Here is a 20,016-nt window from a genome sequence, read left to right as displayed (position 1 = left end):
ATCTTGTCGACACTATAAAATCATCTAAACATTTAAATGTTTAGATGATTTTTGTGTTTTATCTCATCTTCAATTACCATTTTTTAAATCTCTCTACTATAATATATAATATAAGACATGTATCACTAATATTACTCGCTAACATAACTTTATCTATAATCTATAACTTTGGAGCAATGTGTTACACTGTTGTAATATTAGACAAAAATCGCATTTAAACCCTGTTTAAACTTATATGAGGTAATAAAAAATGGAAAATAATTTAAAAATCAGTATGAACGAAAGACGCGTATTAAAACAAATCTTCAACAATCATAATATTTCACGCACTCAAATATCTAAGAATTTAGAAATCAATAAAGCTACTATTTCTAATATATTAAACGCTTTGAAAAAGAAATCCTTAGTCATTGAAGTGGGCGAAGGTAATAGTACGAAAAGCGGCGGACGCAAACCAATCCTCCTAAAAATCAATAAAAATTATGGTTATTATATTTCTATGGATTTAACATATAGCTCTGTAGAATTAATGTACAATTATTTTGATGGTACCGTGTTAAAACATGAATCATATAGCTTACCTGACAAAAAAGTGAGTAGTATCTTGGCTATATTAAAAACAAATATACCTACTTCTGAAAGTTATGATACTTCCTATGGCTTGTTGGGTATGTCTGTCTCAATTCACGGTATTGTAGATCACAATCAAGCTATTATTCACCTTCCCTTCCATGAAAGTGAAGGTATTTCCATTACAGATGAGTTAAGATCACTGACTCAAGTTCCAGTAATTATTGAAAATGAAGCAAACTTATCAGCAATTTATGAAAGAAGTATCCATAGTAATTCAGAAATGAGAAATTTAATTGCTCTAAGTATTCACAAAGGCATTGGTGCAGGTTTAATCATCGATAAAAAATTATATCGTGGCTCTAATGGTGAAGCTGGCGAAATCGGTAAAACGCTCGTACTTCAAAACGGTGAAACATACAACACAATTGAAAATATTTGCTCCCAAGAAGCATTAATTCAAAGTATTAGTAATCAATTTGAACGAAATATACCACTTTCAGAACTTATTGAACTTTACCATCAACATAACGATATTGTTATTCAAGAAATCGAATATTTTACAACCAAAATTGCAGTATTAGTTCACAATTTAAATACGCAATTTAATCCGGATATGATTTATGTTAACTGCACATTAATCAATGAATTACCTGTTATTTTAGATTCGATTAAAACACAGCTAGATCAATATTCGACTCACTCCGTACAACTCAACCTTACTACGAATGTGAAACACGCAACCTTATTAGGTGGCTCAATCGCAATTATGCAGAAATTATTAAACATTGATGATATTCAATTAAAATCTAACTAAGCAAACACACCCTTTTACATTTTTGTAGAAGGGTTATTTTTTGAAATATTTTAGAAAGCGTTTACAAAAATAATTTTCCGTGCTATATTATCTCTAAAGTTAGTTTGTTTAATAAACTAACCAACTAGTTATAGGAGGATTATCATGACATATTTCAATATTGATAAAGTAAATTACGAAGGACCTAAATCAAATAATGTTTTTAGTTTTAAATATTATAATCCCGAAGAAAAAGTAGGCGACAAAACAATGGCAGAACACCTAAGATTTGGTGTGGCTTATTGGCATACATTTACAGCTGACTTATCTGACCCATTCGGCGTTGGTACGGCTGAACGTGATTGGGATAACTTAAACGACATGGACAAAGCTAAAGCAAGAGTTGATGCGATTTTCGAATTTATGGAAAAAACACGTATTGATTATTTCTGTTTCCACGATATAGATATCGCTCCAGAAGGTGAAACATTAAAAGAATCTAATGAAAATTTAGATATCATTGTAGACCTTATTAAAGAAAAAATGGATCAAACTGGTAAAAAATTACTTTGGAATACGACAAACAACTTTACACACGAACGTTTTGTACATGGTGCAGCAACTTCTTCTAACGCTGAAGTTTTCGCATATGCCGCTGCAAAAGTTAAGAAATCATTAGAAATCGCTAAAAAATTAGGCGCTGAAAACTTTGTTTTCTGGGGCGGACGTGAAGGTTATGAAAGTTTATTAAACACAGACATGAAATTAGAGTTAGACAACTTAGCTAATTTCTTAAAATTGGCTAAAAGCTATGCAGAAGAAATTGGTTATACAGGACAATTCTTAATTGAACCTAAGCCAAAAGAACCTACAACACACCAATATGATACTGATGTTGCGACTTCACATGCTTTCTTACAAAAATATGACTTAGATAAAACATTCAAATTCAATATTGAAGCAAACCATGCAACATTAGCTGGGCACACTTTCCAACATGAATTAAGATATGCACGTGATAATGATTTATTAGGTTCAGTAGATGCAAACCAAGGTCACCCACTATTAGGTTGGGACACAGACGAATTCCCTACTGACGTCTACGATACAACATTAGCCATGTACGAAATCTTAAAAAATGGTGGATTAAATCCAGGTGGTTTAAACTTTGATGCTAAACCGAGAAGAACTTCATTCAAACAAGAAGATTTAGTTTTAACGCATATCGCTGGTATGGATACATTTGCACTTGGTTTAAAAGTAGCACACAAAATGATTGAAGATAATTTCTTTGAAAACATTGTAGATGAAAAATATAAATCTTTTGCTGAAGGTATTGGTAAAAAAATAGTTGAAGGTAACACTTCATTTAAAGAATTAGAGGAATATGCTTTCAACATTAATGAGATTGATAACACTTCTGATCGTTTAGAAGTAATTAAAGCTCAAATGAATCAATATATTTTAAACATTAATAATGGAGACTGATAAAAATGACTTATGTAATCGGTATAGATATTGGTACAAGTTCCTTAAAGTCTATTGTTGTTAATAAAAATGGAGACGTTGTAGATTCATACAGCGTCTCTTATCATACGCTGCATCCTAAATCTGGATACAGCGAAATGAATCCAGATATATGGTATGACGCAACAATTAAGAGTTTAAAACATTTATTAAACAAATATGCACAAAAAGAAATCACTGGTATTAGTTTTTCAGGTCAAATGCATGGCCTAGTGGTTATTGATCAAGCTGGTGCAGTCATTAGACCTGCCATTTTATGGAATGATACACGTACTTCTAATGAAGTTGATGAAATCAAAAATAAATTAGGTCTCGACGCACTACTGAAATTCACACAAAACACTGTGTTAGAAGGATTTACATTACCTAAACTAATGTGGCTGAAAAATAATGAAATTGATAATTACAACAAAATCCATAAATTCATGCTGCCAAAAGATTACATCGTTTATAAATTAACTGGCAACATTTTTACAGAACCTTCAGACGCTGCAGGTACAATTATGTTTAGCGTGAAAGAAGAAAATTGGTCTACCGAACTACTAAATAGTTTAGATATTGACGCATCTATTTGTCCTGATATCATTGCTTCTCATCAAAAAAGTGGTCAATTAACTGAAGATGTGAAAAAAGCTTTAAATATCGATTGGGATATCAATGTCTATCAAGGAGGCGCAGATAACGCATGTGGCGCTTTAGGCTCTGGTATCACAGATGAACAAAAGCAATTGGTAAGTATTGGTACTTCTGGCGTCGCACTATCTATTGAAAATAATGCTGACTATGAAAATGATGGCAATGTGCATTACTTTAATCACTGTGTACCTGACCAAAAATACATTATGGGGGTTACTTTATCCGCTGGTTATAGTCTGGAATGGTTAAAACAACTACTAGACCCTGATGCAGATTTTGGTGCATTCTTAAAAGCGATTTCTGATTCTGATGTTGGATCTAATGGATTAATGTACACACCTTATTTACTCGGTGAACGTACACCACATAATGACGCGGCAGTTAGAGGCAGCTTTATCGGCTTGGATGCGAATACCACACAACTCGATATGAAACGTTCTGTTATCGAAGGTATCACATATTCTATAAATGAAAGCATTCAAATTATGAAAAACAACGGTATTAACATTAAGGAAATTGTTTCTATCGGGGGCGGCGCAAAAAATCATGAGTGGCTCCAAATCCAAGCAGATGTTTTCGATGCAGCAATTACCACAAGAACTGAAGAACAAGGTCCAGCTTATGGTGCAGCGATGTTAGCCGCCATGGGTGAATCGTGGTTTGATACTTTCAATGAAATGAGTCAATCATGGATTACATATAATCAAAAAGTATCTCCTATTGAAGAAAATAGTAAATCATACCACAACTTATTTGATATTTATAAAACAATCTATGACGCTACACAACTAGTAACTCAAAAACTAAGTAAATTTAAGTGATTTATCAAGGGGATGGATATATGTCAACTTATAATAATAAGAAGTTTATCTTTAAAATAGCTTTAATCGCAACGCTTGGCGGGTTGTTATTCGGCTATGACACTGCAGTTATTTCTGGGGCCGAACAATCCCTCCAGAAATATTTAACTAAAGATTACGGTAGCTTTGTCCATGGTATTACAGTTTCTAGTGCCTTAATCGGCTGTATTATTGGTGGCTTGTTATCTTCAATTTTCTCAAGTCGGCTCGGTCGTAAAAAATCATTACAAGTAGCAGCTATTTTATTTATAGTTTCTGCGCTTTTATCAGGCTATCCTGAGTTTTTATTTTTTGAACCGGGTGAATCTAGTCTTGGTTTACTGATAACATTTAATCTATATCGTGTCATCGGTGGTATTGGTGTAGGATTAGCCTCTGCAATATCTCCAATGTATATTAGTGAAATTGCCCCTTCTTCTATAAGAGGAAGACTTGTTTCATGGAACCAATTCGCTATTATATTTGGTATGTTAGTCGTTTATTTTGTGAACTACGGTATTACTTTTGGTCAATCTCAAAGTTGGATTGAACTAATCGGATGGCGTTACATGTTTATGACTGAAGCAATACCAGCACTTGCATTTTTCTTTTTATTATTTTTAGTACCTGAAACACCAAGGTATTTATCTTTAAATAATAGAAACACCGAAGCACTTACAGTATTAAATAGAATATACTCTTCTAAAAATCATGCACAAAACGTTTTAAACGATATATTATCAACTAAAAATAAATTAACAGATGTAAAAGCACCATTATTTAGTTTTGGTAAAACTGTGATTATTATCGGTATTCTATTATCTATCTTCCAACAATTCATCGGTATCAACGTGGCTTTATATTATGCACCTCGTATTTTTGAAAATTTAGGTGCAGGTGAGAATACCTCAATGATACAAACTGTTGTGATGGGATTAGTAAACGTAATCTTCACCGTTATTGCTATATTATATGTCGATAAATTTGGTCGTAAGCCTTTATTAATTATCGGCTCTACTGGTATGGCAATTGGAATGATCGGAATGAGTGCACTCGCTGCTAATGGCGCGTTTGGCATTACAACTTTAATATTCTTAGTTATATATACTGCATCATTTATGATGAGTTGGGGTCCAATTATCTGGGTGCTATTATCAGAAATATTCCCTAACAGAATTAGAAGTGGCGCAATGGCAATAGCTGTCGCAGTACAATGGTTAGCAAACTTTACAATCACTTCTACTTACCCATCTATGATGGAAATTAGCGGTACAATGACTTACGGATTTTACGCACTGATGAGTATTCTAGCTGGCCTGTTCGTATGGAAATTCATTCCAGAAACAAAAGGTAAAACACTAGAAGAATTAGAAAAAGTTTGGATTAAAGACAAAGATAAACAAGTTTCTAATCATGCAGAAGAAGTTCAAAGTAATAACTCAGCACATTAAAATTCGAAGTTAATGTGAAGATATTTCCACCAGATTTAAACTTAAAAAACAATCATATATTTATACGAACTAACCTAAATCGTAAAAATTAATTAAAAAACACTTTCGCTAGATTCATTTAAATGAATTTACGCGAAAGTGTTTTTCTATGAAAAGTTACTGAATGTATTTTGTGTTACTTTATTTAACATAATAATGGTTTATTATAGAAGTCTATTTATGATAAAAGATAACTAAATCGCTGTCCAACCGCCGTCTATTTTAATCGTTTCACCTGTAACAAAATTTGATAATTGTGAACTTAAATATATGACTGCGCCTGAAATATCTGTAGGTTTTGGCATTTTATGAAATAAGATACGATCCAATACGTCTTCTTTAAACGCTTCATTCTTGAACATCTTCTCTGTTAATTCTGTTTCTACAAATGTTGGAGCAATTGCGTTAACGTTGATATTATATTGCGCCCACTCAACAGCAAGTGCTTTTGTTAGTTGAATCACGCCACCTTTGCTTGAAGCATATGGTGCTCTATCATAATAACCAACAAATCCAACTTGTGATGCCATATTTACTATTTTGCCACGCTGTTCTTGTGCCATGTATCTCCCAACAAACTTAGAGATAAAAAACAACGATTTTAAATTGATGTCTAATACGTTTTCCCAATCATTTTCCTCAATTTCAAATGCAGGTTTACTTATATTTATTCCAGCATTATTCACAAGTACATCAATTTTTCCATATTTTGAAACAATAGCGTCTATTACTTTTGAAAGTTGATCAATTTGAGTCATATCCAACGCATAAACTGTATGTTGACCACTAGATTCATTCAGTATATCTAAGGTTTTATCTAATGAATATTTATCTCTAGCTATAACGATTACGTTGGCACCTAACTGAGCGAAATCGATTGCAATTTCTTGCCCAATACCTCGGTTGCCACCAGTTACAATAACAGTCTTACCTTCTAAATCATTAAAGTTTTTTTGCACTATAAATCATCCTAATTATTTTCTTGATCTTTCTTCAAAAAATACATCAATACTTCGTCACGCTTATCAATAATTTCTTGAGACTCGCTTGCACCCCAATCATAAAACCCTTTCCCCGTTTTATATCCAAGGTCGCCTTCATCAACATGTTTATTCAAAGTTTTACCAGATGCTTTTTCAGTACTTAAATCTTCAAATAAATAATCAGATATAGCACTAAAAACATCCAATCCTCCTAAATCCGCGGTCATGAGTGGACCAACGACAGGGTATCTTCTACCTACACTATAAGTTACTGCAGCATCAATATCTTCCTTAGACGCTACACCTTGGTCAAGTAATGATTGTGCTTCTCTAAAAAGCGCATACTGTAATCTATTACCGATAAATCCTGATATTTCTTTTTGTATTAATATCGGCTTTTTGCCTATAGCATTAATTACATTTTCAGTACGTGCAACAGTTTCAATATCTGTGTCTTCATTTTTCACAATTTCTACTAATGGAACTAAATGTGCGGGATTCCAAAAATGTGTGATGATAAAATGATTGGGAAATTTATAATTTTTAGTTAGTTGTTGTAATGTAAAACCAGATGTATTGCTAGCTAATATGGTTTTTTCATCTAATAAAGCATTTAATTTTTCATATAGTTCACTTTTAATAGTTAAATCTTCTGGCACAGCCTCTATGATAAATGTAGTGTCTTCCACTACCGCTTCAATATCTGTGTCTAAGGTAATATTATTTTTGATGTTTTGCATTTGAACGTCACTAATTAAATCATTTTTATATAATAGCAGTACTTTTTTATCAATTTCTGTTTCAGCTCTTTTTAAATCTTCCAAGTTGATACTGTAAACTTTAACTTTATAATTCGCCCAAGCAACGGATAGAGCGATTGAATGTCCCATCGTTCCACTACCTAATACAGCAATATTCTCCATCATTACACCCCTTTTGGCTAAACTATTTTAATTTATTTATCTCAGTAAATTTCCAAGTGTTTTATAGACCTAACATAAATAGACCGATTGCGATAATGACTGCTACGAGTGGAACAACGACTGTCATAGCTCCAAACGCCCCGTATGCATCTTTATGTGTTTCACCTGCGATAGAACGAATCGTCGTTACGGTATATCCACCATGTGGCAGTGAATCTAACGTGCCCGAAGACATCGAAACAGTTCTATGCATTGCATCAGCATCTACACCCATATCTAAATAATGTGGTGCTAATATAGGTAAGGCTATCGATTGTCCACCAGAGGACGAACCGGTTAAGCCGGCAATAACCATGACCGCAAATGCACCAGTAATTAGGGGAGAACCTGGCAAATTCGTAACGTAATCAATAGCGTCATTAAAAGCTGGTGTCACTTTAGCAACACCCCCAAAACCTACAACTGCTGACGTATTACCTAACGCAATCAATGCACCTTCAGTACCATTTCCGACTGCTTTCCAAAAATCTTTAAAATAACTTTTATTCAATAACCACGTTGCGATGATACCACTCGTTAAAGCGACTATTAGCGCAGATTGCTCTAATGTGTCATGTAAGAAAAATGATACTAACAACACAATAAATAACGGAATCATACTTAAAAATGGATTAGGTAGTTTATTCCTATCTTCCATTTGATCCCCAGTTCTACTAATAAAATATTCACCTTTTCGTTTTGCTTTTTTAATCATATGCATCAACCATAGATAACCTGCAACTAACATAAACAATGCAGTGATGATACTAACAGTCCATCCTGCATATGGACTTGTATGTAAGTATGGTATCGGTATCCAGTTTTGTATTTCTGGAGACCCAGCTGAAGTCATTGTAAATGTAGTGGAACCTAAAGCTAAAGTAGCCGGAATAAATCTTCTTGGAAAATCAGATTCCTTAAATAAATTTACAGCCATTGGATAAACAGCGAATGCGACTACAAATAGACTAACGCCACCATAGGTCAAGACACCACAGGCTAGTACAATTGCCAAAACGGCTCTTTTCATACCTACTTTTTTAATAATCCAATGTGATACACTTTCTGCAGCACCACTATCTTCCATGACTTTTCCAAAAATTGCTCCAGTTAAAAACATTAAATACCAAGATGTCACAAAACCAGAAAATCCATCCATATAACTTGTAACAAAATCCATTTCCTTACCTGTAGCCAGTTGAGAAAATAAAGGTAAACCATTTAAAACACCAACAAACAACGCAGATAAAGGCGCTGCGATTAATAGATTCACGCCTCTCATTACTAGAATAGTTAAAATAACTAACCCACCAACTAATCCTATAACACCTAACATATAAGTATGTCCCCCTTTAGAACATAAACGGTTTTATTTATTTCCTTTATCTCCATACTTTCTTACACGTAATAATGCTTGTTCTGCGTGTCCCGCGAAATTCTCATAACCGCATAGTCTCGCTGCATACTCACCCATAACTGCACTTTGGTCTTCAGATGTAATACGTTGATAAGTCACTGTTTTAATAAATTTACCTACCCATAAGCCCCCTGTATAACGTGCTGCTTTTTTAGTTGGTAGTGTGTGATTCGTACCAATGACTTTATCTCCATAAGCTACGTTTGTTTCTGGACCTAGGAATAGCGCGCCATAATTTGTTAAATGATTTAAAAAGTAGTCTGGTTCTTTAGTTAATACTTCAACATGTTCAAAAGCGAGTTTATTCGCTTCTATTACAGCTTCTGCTTCATCTTTCACAATAATCACTTGCCCATAATTTTCCCAAGATTCACTTGCAATATCAGCTGTTGATAACGTTTGTAATTGTCTTTCTATCTCTTTTAAAGCTGCTTCAGCAATTGCTTCAGAAGTAGAAATAATCGCACCTGGAGATGTGGGTCCATGTTCCCCTTGACCCAGTATATCTGTAGCAATCATTTCAGGTTCTGATGTTTCATCTGCGATTACTAATGTTTCTGTAGGTCCCGCGAGTAGATCGATACCGACTCTGCCAAATAGTTGGCGTTTCGTTTCTGCCACAAAAGCATTACCTGGCCCAACAATCATGTCTACAGAATCTATCGTTTCTGTACCTATCGCCATACCACCCATGGCTTGAATACCACCGAGAATATAAATTTCATCGGCACCTGCTTTGTACATTGCGTATACAGTTGTTTCTGGAATTTTACCATCTATTGGCGGTGTACAAGCTATAACACGTTTCACCCCAGCAACCTTGGCAGTTAAGATACTCATATGCGAAGAAGCAATCATCGGGTATCTACCACCTGGAATATAACACCCTACACTATCAACCGGTATATTCTTTTGACCAAGTATGACACCAGGTGAATTTTCTGTTTCGAAGTCTTGTAAGGAAGCTTTTTGAGCTTCAGCAAATCTTTGAATGTTATTTTGCGCGAATGCGATATCATCTTTAACTTGTTGTGGAATATCATTAACAATACTTTCAATTTCTTCGTCACTTAATTTAAAACTTTCTGGACTCCAGTTATCAAATTTCACTGACAAATCGCGTAAAGCTTTATCCCCTTCAGCTTCAATCGTTTTAATCGTATCACTTACAATTTGACTAACCTTCTCATCAGATTGTTTTATTTCTTCTTGGCTTTTACCATTTTTTAGTTTGTAAGACATTTAAAAATCCCCTCTCCCAGAGCATGAGCATGCAATTAAACACAAAAAAAGAACTTTGCATACGTATGCAAATATTTCACTTTATGTTATAGTAAGCGCTTTCAAATGTCAAATTGTTTTCGTTGTTTTTCTGAATTTAAACTTCCCTTTTAACTTTCTTTGTTCTATCTCATCTAAGTTATCTTTTAATAGGATTTCAATTGTTTCATCGATCATCTCATTCAGTGGCTGTGACCAAGTAGACAACTGATGATTGGGCCATGAAGCCATTCGTATATCATCGAATCCTATCACTTCAATTTCATTAGGTACCTCAATATTCATTTTCTTCACTGCCTCTAATACACCGAGTGCTGTAATATCATTTGCGCCAAATATACCTCGAGGTCTGTTGCCATCCCTTAGATATTTCAATGTAGCTTTATACGCTGTCTCAAAGGTGAAATCTCCCTCAACCACATCTATATCTTGTTTTTTTTCACTAAAATACTGCCTAAAGCCATATAATCTATCTCTATTTGTAGAGGTGTTATGTTGACCTGACACGTACAAGTTGTGCTTGTATCCTTGATTATAAAAATATTCGGCTACCGATCTTGCTGCAAAAATATTATCACTTGAAACTGAATTACAATTTAAAGTTTCATCATATCTATTAAATAACATGACTGGAATATTTGAGCTTTTCAACTTTTTCACCAAATCTGACGATAAAACTGCGTCCGTGATAATAATTGCTTCAACATTAAACTCAATAAATTGGTTAATTTCTTCTTGTTGAATTTCTTCATTTTCTGTATATACAAATAGTACAGAATAACCAAATTGTTTCAGTTTTTGTGTAAATAACGCTAAAACTTCATGATAGAATGGGTTCTGTTTATTTTTCATAGCTAAACCAATGAGTTTAGATTTGTTAGTGATTAAACCTCTAGCTAAAGCATTGGGTTTATAATTTAATTCATTGGCAACTTTTAACACTTTTTGTTTTGTTTCTTCTGACACACTTTTACCAGGTGTAAAAACTCTGGAAACTGTAGATTGTGATACATTCGCTTTTTTAGCTACCAATTCTGCTGAAACATTCTTCTTTTTCAACTTTACCACCTCATCTATACGTCTTCATATTTGTATGTAGCACACTATATTTTACAACTCTTTATATTACATTATAGAATAAGAATTTCAAATGTTGCACTATTTTAATAGTAAAAACACTTCCGTAAGCATCCATAACATATGAATTTACACGAAAGTGTTTTTAGATTTTTATCTTAATGTGTATAAAATTTCAATATCATTCTTTATACTTTTCTGTAACGTTTAAGTCCAATGATATTTAGTATTGTAAATATCAAAATAAATAGCAACAGTATAACAATATCGAACCAAATAAATTCAAATCCCTGTCCCTTAATCATTACATTGGTCAGAGCATCACCGGCATATCTTAACGGAAATACATAGCCAATAGCACTAACCCAATTAGCAATGCTATCTAAAGGGATAAGACCAGAGAAAAAGACTTGAGGTATAACAACTAACGGTATAAATTGAACCATTTGAAATTCTGAATTTGCAAAAGTTGAAACAAACAAACCTATAGCTAAAGCAGATAATGCAATAAGTATATTAATTAATAATACCCACCATATACTTCCTACAACCTCAACTTTCAGTAAGTATATGGAATAAAATACAATAATTAATGTTTGTAATATCGCAAACAAACCATAACCTGCTAAATAACCAAAGACAATTTCACTTCTTTTAACAGACGTTGCAAGTACACGTTCTAAAGTCCCTCTCGTACGTTCTCTTAAAAGTGCTATACCAGAAACTAAAAATACAAAGAAAAAGACAAAGAAACCAATGAGAATTGGAAATATTTTATCAAAAAATGTACTATCAACATCACCATAAAGATAGTGACTATCTACGCTCAACGACTCTGTCTCTTGTCCATTGCTTTGTTTCATATTGTCCGGTATCTTTTCAACAATTTTAGTCATATCCTGCATCTTATTCTTTTGGATTGCACTCGCTAACAATTGTTTCGTTGACCCTGTAAGACTTGGATCTTCATTTTTATAAGTGACTTCTAGATTAGACCCTTTTTGTTCAATATATGCATCCAACTCTGAATCCACAATTGTATCTTTAATTGAGCTAGACGCATCATATTTTTCAATATCTACTTTATCTGGGGGCAAAGCGTTCACAATTTCATCTGGTACTGAAGCATTCATACCTATTTTTATATTTGTTTCATTATTAGTATCAAATATAAAATACATCAGTGTTAAAACCAAAATAGGTGCAAATAACATTAAAGCTAATGTTCTTTTATCTCGTAATAATTCTTTAATAACTCTGATAAAAATCGCCTTAAATCTCATTATCGCACCTCCGCTTCTGCTTTTATAAACACTTCTTCTATAGAATCAGCGTCAAATTTATCCTTTAATTCTTGAGGGGTTCCAATCGTAAATAGTTTCCCTTCAACAATTAAGCCTATATAATCACAACGTTCCGCCTCTCCCATAACATGGGTTGTAACAATCACCGATTTACCCTCATTTGCTAAACCATTCAATTGCTTCCAAACATCTTTTCTGAGTTTAGGATCAATACCAACCGTAGGCTCATCTAAAATAATAAGGTTGGGATTAGCTAACAGTGTTATAGCCAAAGAAAGTCTACGTTTCATACCACCTGAAAAATGAGAAACGACCTTTCCTAATTCAGGTTCTAAATTTACTATTTTTGTATTTTCAGCAATTGCTTCTTCTAATTTCTTACCTTTTAACCCCATCAAATTACCGAAAAACACTAAATTTTCTCGAGCTGTTAATGACTCATATAACGCATCACTTTGCCCCATATAGCCTACTTCATTCAGTACTTTACGATTTGGTATTTGTTTATTGAAAATTTGAGCCTGTCCTTCATCTAAACTTTCCATACCCATTAAACATTTTATTGTCGTAGTTTTTCCTGAACCACTAGGACCAATCAATCCTAAAATTTCTCCCTCAGTTAATTCTATATTAATGCCATCTAAGACTTTCTTTTGATCATAATATTTTACTGCGTTTGTTAACTTTGCTACAAGGCCAGCCATAGAGTTCCCTCTCCCATGTATATTATTGTTTATAAAACGAGTATATACCTCTCATTTGTAAAATCAATTTAGCACAAAAAAACTGTGCCGTACTTCCATAATATGGGTGTGCGGCACAGTTGAATCATAAATACACTTTTTGCTAATTTATTTTTTAATTAAACATACAATATTACTACTTTGATTTCACTGATTCACTAAAAGCTAGATAGCCTTCTCTTACATTAACGATATGATTAAAACCTTTATCTTCTAATATCCCTACTGCTATAGAACTTCTTACACCTGATTGACAGTGAACATATATTTTATCTTCTTTATTAAATGGTATATCTTCAATCATCAATTTGCCATGTGGAATATGAATCGCTTGTGATAGATGTCCATTCTGCCATTCTTCTTCAGTACGCACATCTAATATGTGTTGTTCTTTGCCAGTTATATCAGTGCTATGAATAGATGCTGTCATCGTTAAACTCTGTAGCAAACGGTATCCGCTAACATAATCGAATCCTATTAATTGTAGTGTGTGTACCGCTTCTTCTACAATTTCTTTGTCACCTATTAAATCAATGGGTTGATTATAATTTAAATACCACCCGATTTGGTTAATAAAGTTCTTATTGTAAGGGATATTGATTGTACCTTTAGTATGTCCACCATGAAAGGCTTCTTTAGTACGTAAATCAATTGCTAAATTATCTTTATTCAAACTAGGATAAACGTTATATGAATGATATAAGTTCATCCCAAACTGATTGATTTTTTTCATTTGCGCAAAGTGATGTGGTGGCGCGGGTTGATTTGACGTTAATGTCTCAATGAACGTTAGTTTATTCGTTTCATTAAACGCCCAATTGTTTATTTTTTCATAACCTAAGGTAGACATTGGCACCGCACCTAGTGACTTACCACAAGGACTGCCTGCCCCATGTCCCGGCCATATTTGAATAGAGTCAGGTAACTCTTTAATAGTCTCAATAGAGTGATACATTTGTTCCGCACTAACTTCAGTAGAACCTTCCATTTGAACTGCTTTTTCTAATAAGTCAGGTCTACCGATATCACCAACAAATATAAAGTCACCGCTAAATAACCCCATAGGTACTTGGCTACCCCCACCTTCGTCAGTTAATAAAAAACTAATACTCTCCGGGGTATGACCTGGCGTGTGTAACACTTTTAATTTAATGTGACCTACTTTAATTTGATTTTGGTGTTTAACGTAATGTGTTTGGTTTGGCATATTTTGATAACTTAATTGGTTATCACCTTCTCCAGATACATAAATTACTGCGTTTAAACGCTCTGCGACATCACGAATACCTGAAGCAAAGTCAGCGTGTATATGTGTTTCTGCGGCATGTGTAATCGTAAACCCTTCACTATCTGCTACTTCTATATATTCTGCTAAATCGCGTATCGGATCTATCACTATTGCTTCACCTGTACGTTGACATCCTACTAAATAAGAAGCTTGCGATAATTGTTCATTATAAAATTGTTTGAAATACATAATAAATCCTCCTTTTTAAACGTTACACTCTTACTAAATAAATAAATTATGACTCGCGTTTTCAGTGTCGCCGATATACGTACCTACGCCGCCATATGCAACTTCATCTCTCAACTCTTCTTTTTTAATGCCCATAACATCCATACTCATCGTACATGCAATCAGTTTGATATCTTGATCTATCGCTTGGGTGATAAGTGATGGTAGTGAATCAACATTTTTCTTTTTCATTACATAACGCATCATCACATTACCCAATCCAAACATGTTCATTTTAGAAAGTGGCATTTTTAAAGGAGACTTTGGCAACATCAAATCAAACATTTTCGCAATACCTTGTTTACGCACTTTTGAAGTTTTTTCCTTTTTCAAGGCATTAAGTCCCCAGAAAGTAAAGAAGATAGTAACATCTCTGCCAGCAGCTTTAGCACCATTAGCGATAATCATCGCTGCAACTGCTTTATCTAACTCTCCACTAAACAATACAATTGTAGTGCCTTTAGTTGTATGCCTAACTTCCATAGTTTTGGGTTGTTCTTTTTGGATAATAGCTTTAACCTCATGCCCATCCTCATTTAAATTAACCAAGGTATGACCTGTTTGTTTCACCCAACTTTTAATATCACTAGAGAAGCCTGGATCTGTAACAATAACCTCAATTTGGTCACCTTCTTGAATATTCTTTAATTCTTTACTGATATTAACTATAGGTCCTGGACATTGAAGATTACTGTAATTAAATTGTTTACGGTCTGACTTAATATCTCTTTCTACTACTGCGTCACCTTCACTCACATTGTTCTGTACATAAGCTTGATAACCACCTTCTAAATTAACTACATCATAGCCTTGCTCAGATAAATATTCGCTCACTTTAGCACTGCGATTTCCACTTTTACAGTGTATATAGTAAGTTTTATTTTTATCGTGATTAAATGTTTCAATGTTATCTACAGGATGTAGTATGGAATCGTTGATATGTCCTAATTCATATTCTTCTTCTGTTCTAACATCAATCAGTTGGCCCCCAGAAGCTAATCTTGCTAATTCTGATTCACTTAAATCATTGATATGTTTTTTGTTATATTTTTTCATATTCATCCTCCTAAAAATACCTACAGGGGTATCATAAAGTCTGTATACACTATTGTCAAATACCCCCTACCCTATTTGACACTTCTAATTTATTCACTTAGTATGTAGGTAATTAGTTTTTAATATGGAGGGAAAAGTATGGATTACGATAAAAAAATGGTTAACCGTATAAAACGAGTGCAAGGTCAGTTAAATGGCGTCATTAAAATGATGGAAGACGAAAAGCATTGTAAAGATGTCATTACTCAACTTAGTGCATCTAAAAGTTCTATCCAACGATTAATGGGTGTCATTATTAGTGAAAATTTAATTGAGTGTGTAAGAGAAGCAGATGAAAATAATGAAGATTCACAAGAATTAATTAACGAAGCCATTGAATTATTAGTGAAAAGTAAATAATGGATATTCTCACAATAACTATTATGTTGTTTATTGGAATATTTGGGGGATTTATCTCTGGGTTCGTAGGTATTGGAGGCGCAATTATTATTTACCCAGCTATCCTATTATTACCACCATTATTTGGTGCCCCTGCATATAGTGCATATATCGCATCAGGCCTTACTTCAAGTCAGGTTTTCTTTAGTACATTGAGTGGTTCAATAAAAGCCAGAAAAAAACCTCAATTTTCTCTACAACTTGTAATTTATATGGGTGGGGGTATGATTGTAGGAAGTATTTTTGGTGCGCTCCTAGCAAATTTATTTAATGCTGCATTTATAAACGCTATATATATTATAATCGCTGTACTAGCGCTAATACTGATGTTTATTAAAGTGAAGTCTTCTTCACAAACTTCTCAATTTAACGGTCCTTTACTCATAAGTATTGGAGTTATAATCGGTATTATTTCAGGTATAGTCGGTGCAGGTGGCGCCTTTATTATTATTCCTATACTACTCGTAGTATTTAAATTACCAATGAATACTGTTGTCGCTAATAGTATTGTCATTGCTTTTATGTCTTCAATAGGAGCTTTCGTTATAAAGTTTATGCAAGGTTATATACCTATGACAGATGCACTATTTTTAATTATTGGGAGCATTCTTTTTGCGCCATTAGGTTTAAAAGTAGGCAATAAAGTGCCAAGCTTTGTACAAAAATGGATTGTGAGTATTTTAATTATTATCGCAATTATGCAACTGATAATCTAACTTAATTTAAAAGGAGGCTTATAATGAATCATTGGGATGAAAAATTCGACTCAGACAATTATATCTATGGCGAGGAAGCAAACGAGTTTGTGAAAAATATTTTTCAAACTAACACTACAAACAATGAAAATATAGTATTATTCGCAGAAGGTGAAGGCCGAAACGCGATCTATCTTGCACAACTTGGTTACGATGTCACAACATATGATATGTCTAAAGTAGGTATCGATAAACAATATAAGCTAGCACAAGAGACCGGTGTTAATATAAAAGCAAATTATGGTGACATCACACAACCTGACCTAACAACTCAATCAACATTTGATTATAGTATTAATATTTTTGGTCATGTCCCTGCCGAGGGCAAACAAGCTATGTTTAATAATCTTATTCAATCATTAGTCAAAAACGGTCACAGTTATTTTGAATTTTACTCAATAGAACAACTAGAATATCGTACAGGCGGTCCTAAAGATAAGTCAATGCTTTATGAAATAGACGAAATTAAGCATTACTTATCTCAACACACTATTAAAATTCATATGCTAAAAAAGCGTGAAACATACCGCTACGAAGGGACAAAACATACAGGTCTGGCTTCTGTAATACAAGGTCATATTGAAAAATTATAATTCATCAATAAATCACCAAATTCTATTAATAACCCTTCTATGCAGTTCACAGCAGTATCTAAATTGTATAGAAGGGTTTAAATCACTTAAATCCCCCTCTATATTCCTCGGCTATTTAAAATGCTGTTCAATAAAAAATTATAAAAACCAAAGGAAATACCTAATTCTTACAAATCCAATAAAATAAGTAATATTACACTTAGGCATAAAAATCCTCTAGTTAGGCAATTTCGCGCAAATTAACAGTGAAATATTTTATATTGTAGTTGATAAATTAAAACTTTGTTTTAATTTTAAATACTTGGAAAGGGGTGTTTTATATGTCAGCAATCATAGAAGCACTAAATAATGCCATCCAAGCAGGTATCGCTCATGATTGGGTAACTATGGGTACAAGCATTGCAAGTGCATTAGCTAGCGGTGTAGACTTTGTTTTAGGTTTCTTAAAATAAAGTCATTTTCCTCACAAAAAGGACCTTCTCTAAAATCACGTGTGATATTTTTAGAGAGGGTCTTAAATTTAACTTCTAAACATTTGTAGTTTTTGAAAATAAAAAAAGGCTGAGACATAAACATATGTCTCAGCCTCAAAGTAATATTTTAACTATACTTTTTCAGTTTGTGCTTGTGCTTTTTCATTGTTTGACGCATGTGTAGCACCGATTGCTTCGATTTCTTCTAGTGTGCGTCCTCTAGATTCTGGAACGAATTTTTTCACAAATAGTACACCGAGTATACAAATAATGCCGAATATCGCAAATACGATTTGTTGAGGGAAATACACTGTCATAATTGGGAATAGTAATCCAACTAAGAAAGAACCAATCCAATTTAATGAAGATGCAGCACCAGAAGCAAATCCTCTAATTGCTAACGGGAAGATTTCTCCTACGATCACCCATGTTAATGGTGCCCATGTAAATGAATAGAATGCTACATAGATACTTAAAAATACCACGATGAGTATCGGATTCGCATTTGGTAAGAACAAATGGATGATTGCCGGTAATATGAAGGATAATCCCATCACAGTACCACCTAACATAAGCAATGTTCTTCTGTTAAATTTATCCGCTATCCAAATGAAGAGTAATGATCCTAATACTAAAATTACACCTTGAATAATTGGCCACATTAAAGCTGTACTTGCTGAGCTACCAGTAGCTTGTTCAACAATTAATGGAATATAATAGAATATTGCATTTGCCCCTTGGAATTGTTGGAACGCAGCTACACCCAATCCAGCGATAACTAAATATTTATATTTGCCACTAAATAATGTTGCTAATGATTGGTTTACTTTATTCTTACTTTCTATTTGAATTGTCTTGTTTATTTCTTCAAATTCTTTATCTACATTTTGGTTATTTCTAAGGTTGCTTAAAACCATTTTAGCTTCTTTAAATTTATTATTTTTAATTAAAAATCTTGGAGACTCTGGTAATTTTAATACGCCCCAGAATAAAATGATTGCCGGAACTGCTGCTGCTCCTAACATTAATCTCCAACCCATTTCAACAGGTAAACCTCTTAAGAAATAGTCTACGATGTATGATAACAACATCCCAGATACAATCATTGTTTGGTTCATACCAGACAATTGGCCACGGTACTTGGCAGGAGCCATTTCTGACATGTAAGCTGGTACTAATGCTGATGCAGCACCAACTGCTAACCCCAGAATTACCCTTGATATAATTAAGAAATAACTACCATCATGTGGTGCGATACCTGACAAAACAGAACCAATTACGAAAATAATTGCAGAAATTAAAATCATTTTCCTTCTACCAAGCGTATCAGATAATTTACCTGCTAAAATACCACCAAATATTGCGCCTAGCATTACTGACGAAGTAATTAAGCCAATTATAAATCCACTATTAATATTCCAGTCTTCTCTTAAAAATGGTAACGCTCCGGTCATAACACCTATGTCATAACCAAAAAGTATCCCACCAAAAGCGCCGAAGAAATAGATAAAGCGATTCGAAACTTTACTGTTTATTTTCATCCCATTCACCCTTTTTTAA

Annotated in this window: 18 protein-coding genes; 8 read left to right on the top strand and 10 right to left on the bottom strand. The window is 33.6% G+C overall.

Annotated elements, in window-relative coordinates; all coding sequences use genetic code 11:
* The first annotated feature begins 250 nt into the window (after nt 1-250).
* The 4 genes from AST02_RS12860 to xylE all read left to right on the top strand — a co-directional run bounded on the left by AST02_RS12860 (nt 251) and on the right by xylE (nt 5,819).
* On the top strand, nt 251-1,387 hold the full coding sequence (locus tag AST02_RS12860) for an ROK family transcriptional regulator (RefSeq protein WP_069818104.1): 1,137 nt from the start codon (nt 251-253) through the stop codon (nt 1,385-1,387).
* A gap of 144 nt (nt 1,388-1,531) precedes the next feature.
* Nucleotides 1,532-2,854, top strand: a complete 1,323-nt coding sequence (gene xylA / locus AST02_RS12855; protein ID WP_069818103.1) for a xylose isomerase — start codon at nt 1,532-1,534, stop codon at nt 2,852-2,854.
* Between the two features lie 5 nt (nt 2,855-2,859).
* The gene (gene xylB, locus AST02_RS12850) at nt 2,860-4,350 is read left to right on the top strand and encodes a xylulokinase (protein ID WP_069818102.1); all 1,491 of its coding nucleotides are present in this window, start codon (nt 2,860-2,862) and stop codon (nt 4,348-4,350) included.
* 20 nt (nt 4,351-4,370) lie between these two features.
* The gene (gene xylE, locus AST02_RS12845; RefSeq protein ID WP_069818101.1) at nt 4,371-5,819 is read left to right on the top strand and encodes a D-xylose transporter XylE; all 1,449 of its coding nucleotides are present in this window, start codon (nt 4,371-4,373) and stop codon (nt 5,817-5,819) included.
* Nucleotides 5,820-6,052: 233 nt separating this feature from the next.
* On the opposite strand, the gene AST02_RS12840 is transcribed toward xylE, so the two are convergent.
* The 9 genes from AST02_RS12840 to AST02_RS12800 all read right to left on the bottom strand — a co-directional run bounded on the left by AST02_RS12840 (nt 6,053) and on the right by AST02_RS12800 (nt 16,197).
* Nucleotides 6,053-6,817 carry an SDR family NAD(P)-dependent oxidoreductase gene (locus AST02_RS12840; protein WP_069818100.1) on the bottom strand — a complete coding sequence of 255 codons (765 nt, stop codon included), beginning with the start codon at nt 6,815-6,817 and terminating at the stop codon, nt 6,053-6,055.
* A gap of 11 nt (nt 6,818-6,828) precedes the next feature.
* Nucleotides 6,829-7,764 (bottom strand): 3-hydroxyacyl-CoA dehydrogenase family protein, encoded by a 936-nt coding sequence (locus AST02_RS12835; protein ID WP_069818099.1) that lies wholly within the window; start codon nt 7,762-7,764, stop codon nt 6,829-6,831.
* A 61-nt stretch (nt 7,765-7,825) separates the two neighbouring features.
* Nucleotides 7,826-9,139 carry a GntP family permease gene (locus AST02_RS12830; RefSeq protein WP_069818098.1) on the bottom strand — a complete coding sequence of 438 codons (1,314 nt, stop codon included), beginning with the start codon at nt 9,137-9,139 and terminating at the stop codon, nt 7,826-7,828.
* A 33-nt stretch (nt 9,140-9,172) separates the two neighbouring features.
* Nucleotides 9,173-10,462 carry a histidinol dehydrogenase gene (gene hisD, locus AST02_RS12825; RefSeq protein ID WP_069818097.1) on the bottom strand — a complete coding sequence of 430 codons (1,290 nt, stop codon included), beginning with the start codon at nt 10,460-10,462 and terminating at the stop codon, nt 9,173-9,175.
* Between the two features lie 108 nt (nt 10,463-10,570).
* Nucleotides 10,571-11,560: a LacI family DNA-binding transcriptional regulator gene (locus AST02_RS12820; RefSeq protein ID WP_069818096.1), complete on the bottom strand. Its 990-nt coding sequence runs from the start codon at nt 11,558-11,560 to the stop codon at nt 10,571-10,573.
* Nucleotides 11,561-11,766: 206 nt separating this feature from the next.
* Nucleotides 11,767-12,861: an ABC transporter permease gene (locus tag AST02_RS12815; protein ID WP_069818095.1), complete on the bottom strand. Its 1,095-nt coding sequence runs from the start codon at nt 12,859-12,861 to the stop codon at nt 11,767-11,769.
* Entirely contained in the window at nt 12,861-13,586 is a 726-nt protein-coding gene (locus AST02_RS12810; RefSeq protein WP_069818094.1) for an ABC transporter ATP-binding protein, read from the bottom strand. Before AST02_RS12810 ends, AST02_RS12815 begins: the two co-directional genes overlap by 1 nt.
* A 175-nt stretch (nt 13,587-13,761) precedes the next feature.
* Entirely contained in the window at nt 13,762-15,102 is a 1,341-nt protein-coding gene (cstB, locus tag AST02_RS12805) for a persulfide dioxygenase-sulfurtransferase CstB (RefSeq protein WP_069818093.1), read from the bottom strand.
* Between the two features lie 33 nt (nt 15,103-15,135).
* Nucleotides 15,136-16,197 (bottom strand): DsrE/DsrF/DrsH-like family protein, encoded by a 1,062-nt coding sequence (locus AST02_RS12800; protein WP_069818092.1) that lies wholly within the window; start codon nt 16,195-16,197, stop codon nt 15,136-15,138.
* Between the two features lie 138 nt (nt 16,198-16,335).
* Here AST02_RS12800 and cstR point away from each other — a divergent pair, with 138 nt between their 5' ends.
* The 4 genes from cstR to AST02_RS12780 all read left to right on the top strand — a co-directional run bounded on the left by cstR (nt 16,336) and on the right by AST02_RS12780 (nt 18,435).
* Nucleotides 16,336-16,596: a persulfide-sensing transcriptional repressor CstR gene (cstR, locus tag AST02_RS12795; protein WP_002506435.1), complete on the top strand. Its 261-nt coding sequence runs from the start codon at nt 16,336-16,338 to the stop codon at nt 16,594-16,596.
* A complete protein-coding gene (locus AST02_RS12790) occupies nt 16,596-17,351 on the top strand; it encodes a sulfite exporter TauE/SafE family protein (RefSeq protein ID WP_069818091.1) in 756 nt (251 codons plus the stop codon). Before cstR ends, AST02_RS12790 begins: the two co-directional genes overlap by 1 nt.
* 23 nt (nt 17,352-17,374) lie before the next feature.
* A complete protein-coding gene (locus AST02_RS12785; protein ID WP_069818090.1) occupies nt 17,375-17,983 on the top strand; it encodes a class I SAM-dependent methyltransferase in 609 nt (202 codons plus the stop codon).
* Between the two features lie 320 nt (nt 17,984-18,303).
* Nucleotides 18,304-18,435: a beta-class phenol-soluble modulin gene (locus AST02_RS12780; protein ID WP_002506432.1), complete on the top strand. Its 132-nt coding sequence runs from the start codon at nt 18,304-18,306 to the stop codon at nt 18,433-18,435.
* 152 nt (nt 18,436-18,587) lie between these two features.
* Here the strand turns inward: AST02_RS12780 and AST02_RS12775 are convergent, their stop codons facing one another.
* Nucleotides 18,588-19,997: a sugar porter family MFS transporter gene (locus AST02_RS12775; protein ID WP_069818089.1), complete on the bottom strand. Its 1,410-nt coding sequence runs from the start codon at nt 19,995-19,997 to the stop codon at nt 18,588-18,590.
* Nucleotides 19,998-20,016 lie beyond the last annotated feature (19 nt).

The organism is Staphylococcus equorum, assembly GCF_001747895.1.
GTDB lineage: Bacteria > Bacillota > Bacilli > Staphylococcales > Staphylococcaceae > Staphylococcus > Staphylococcus equorum_A.
The sequence above is the reverse complement of the archived record's forward strand: the minus strand, read 5'-3'. Positions and strand labels throughout refer to the sequence as shown.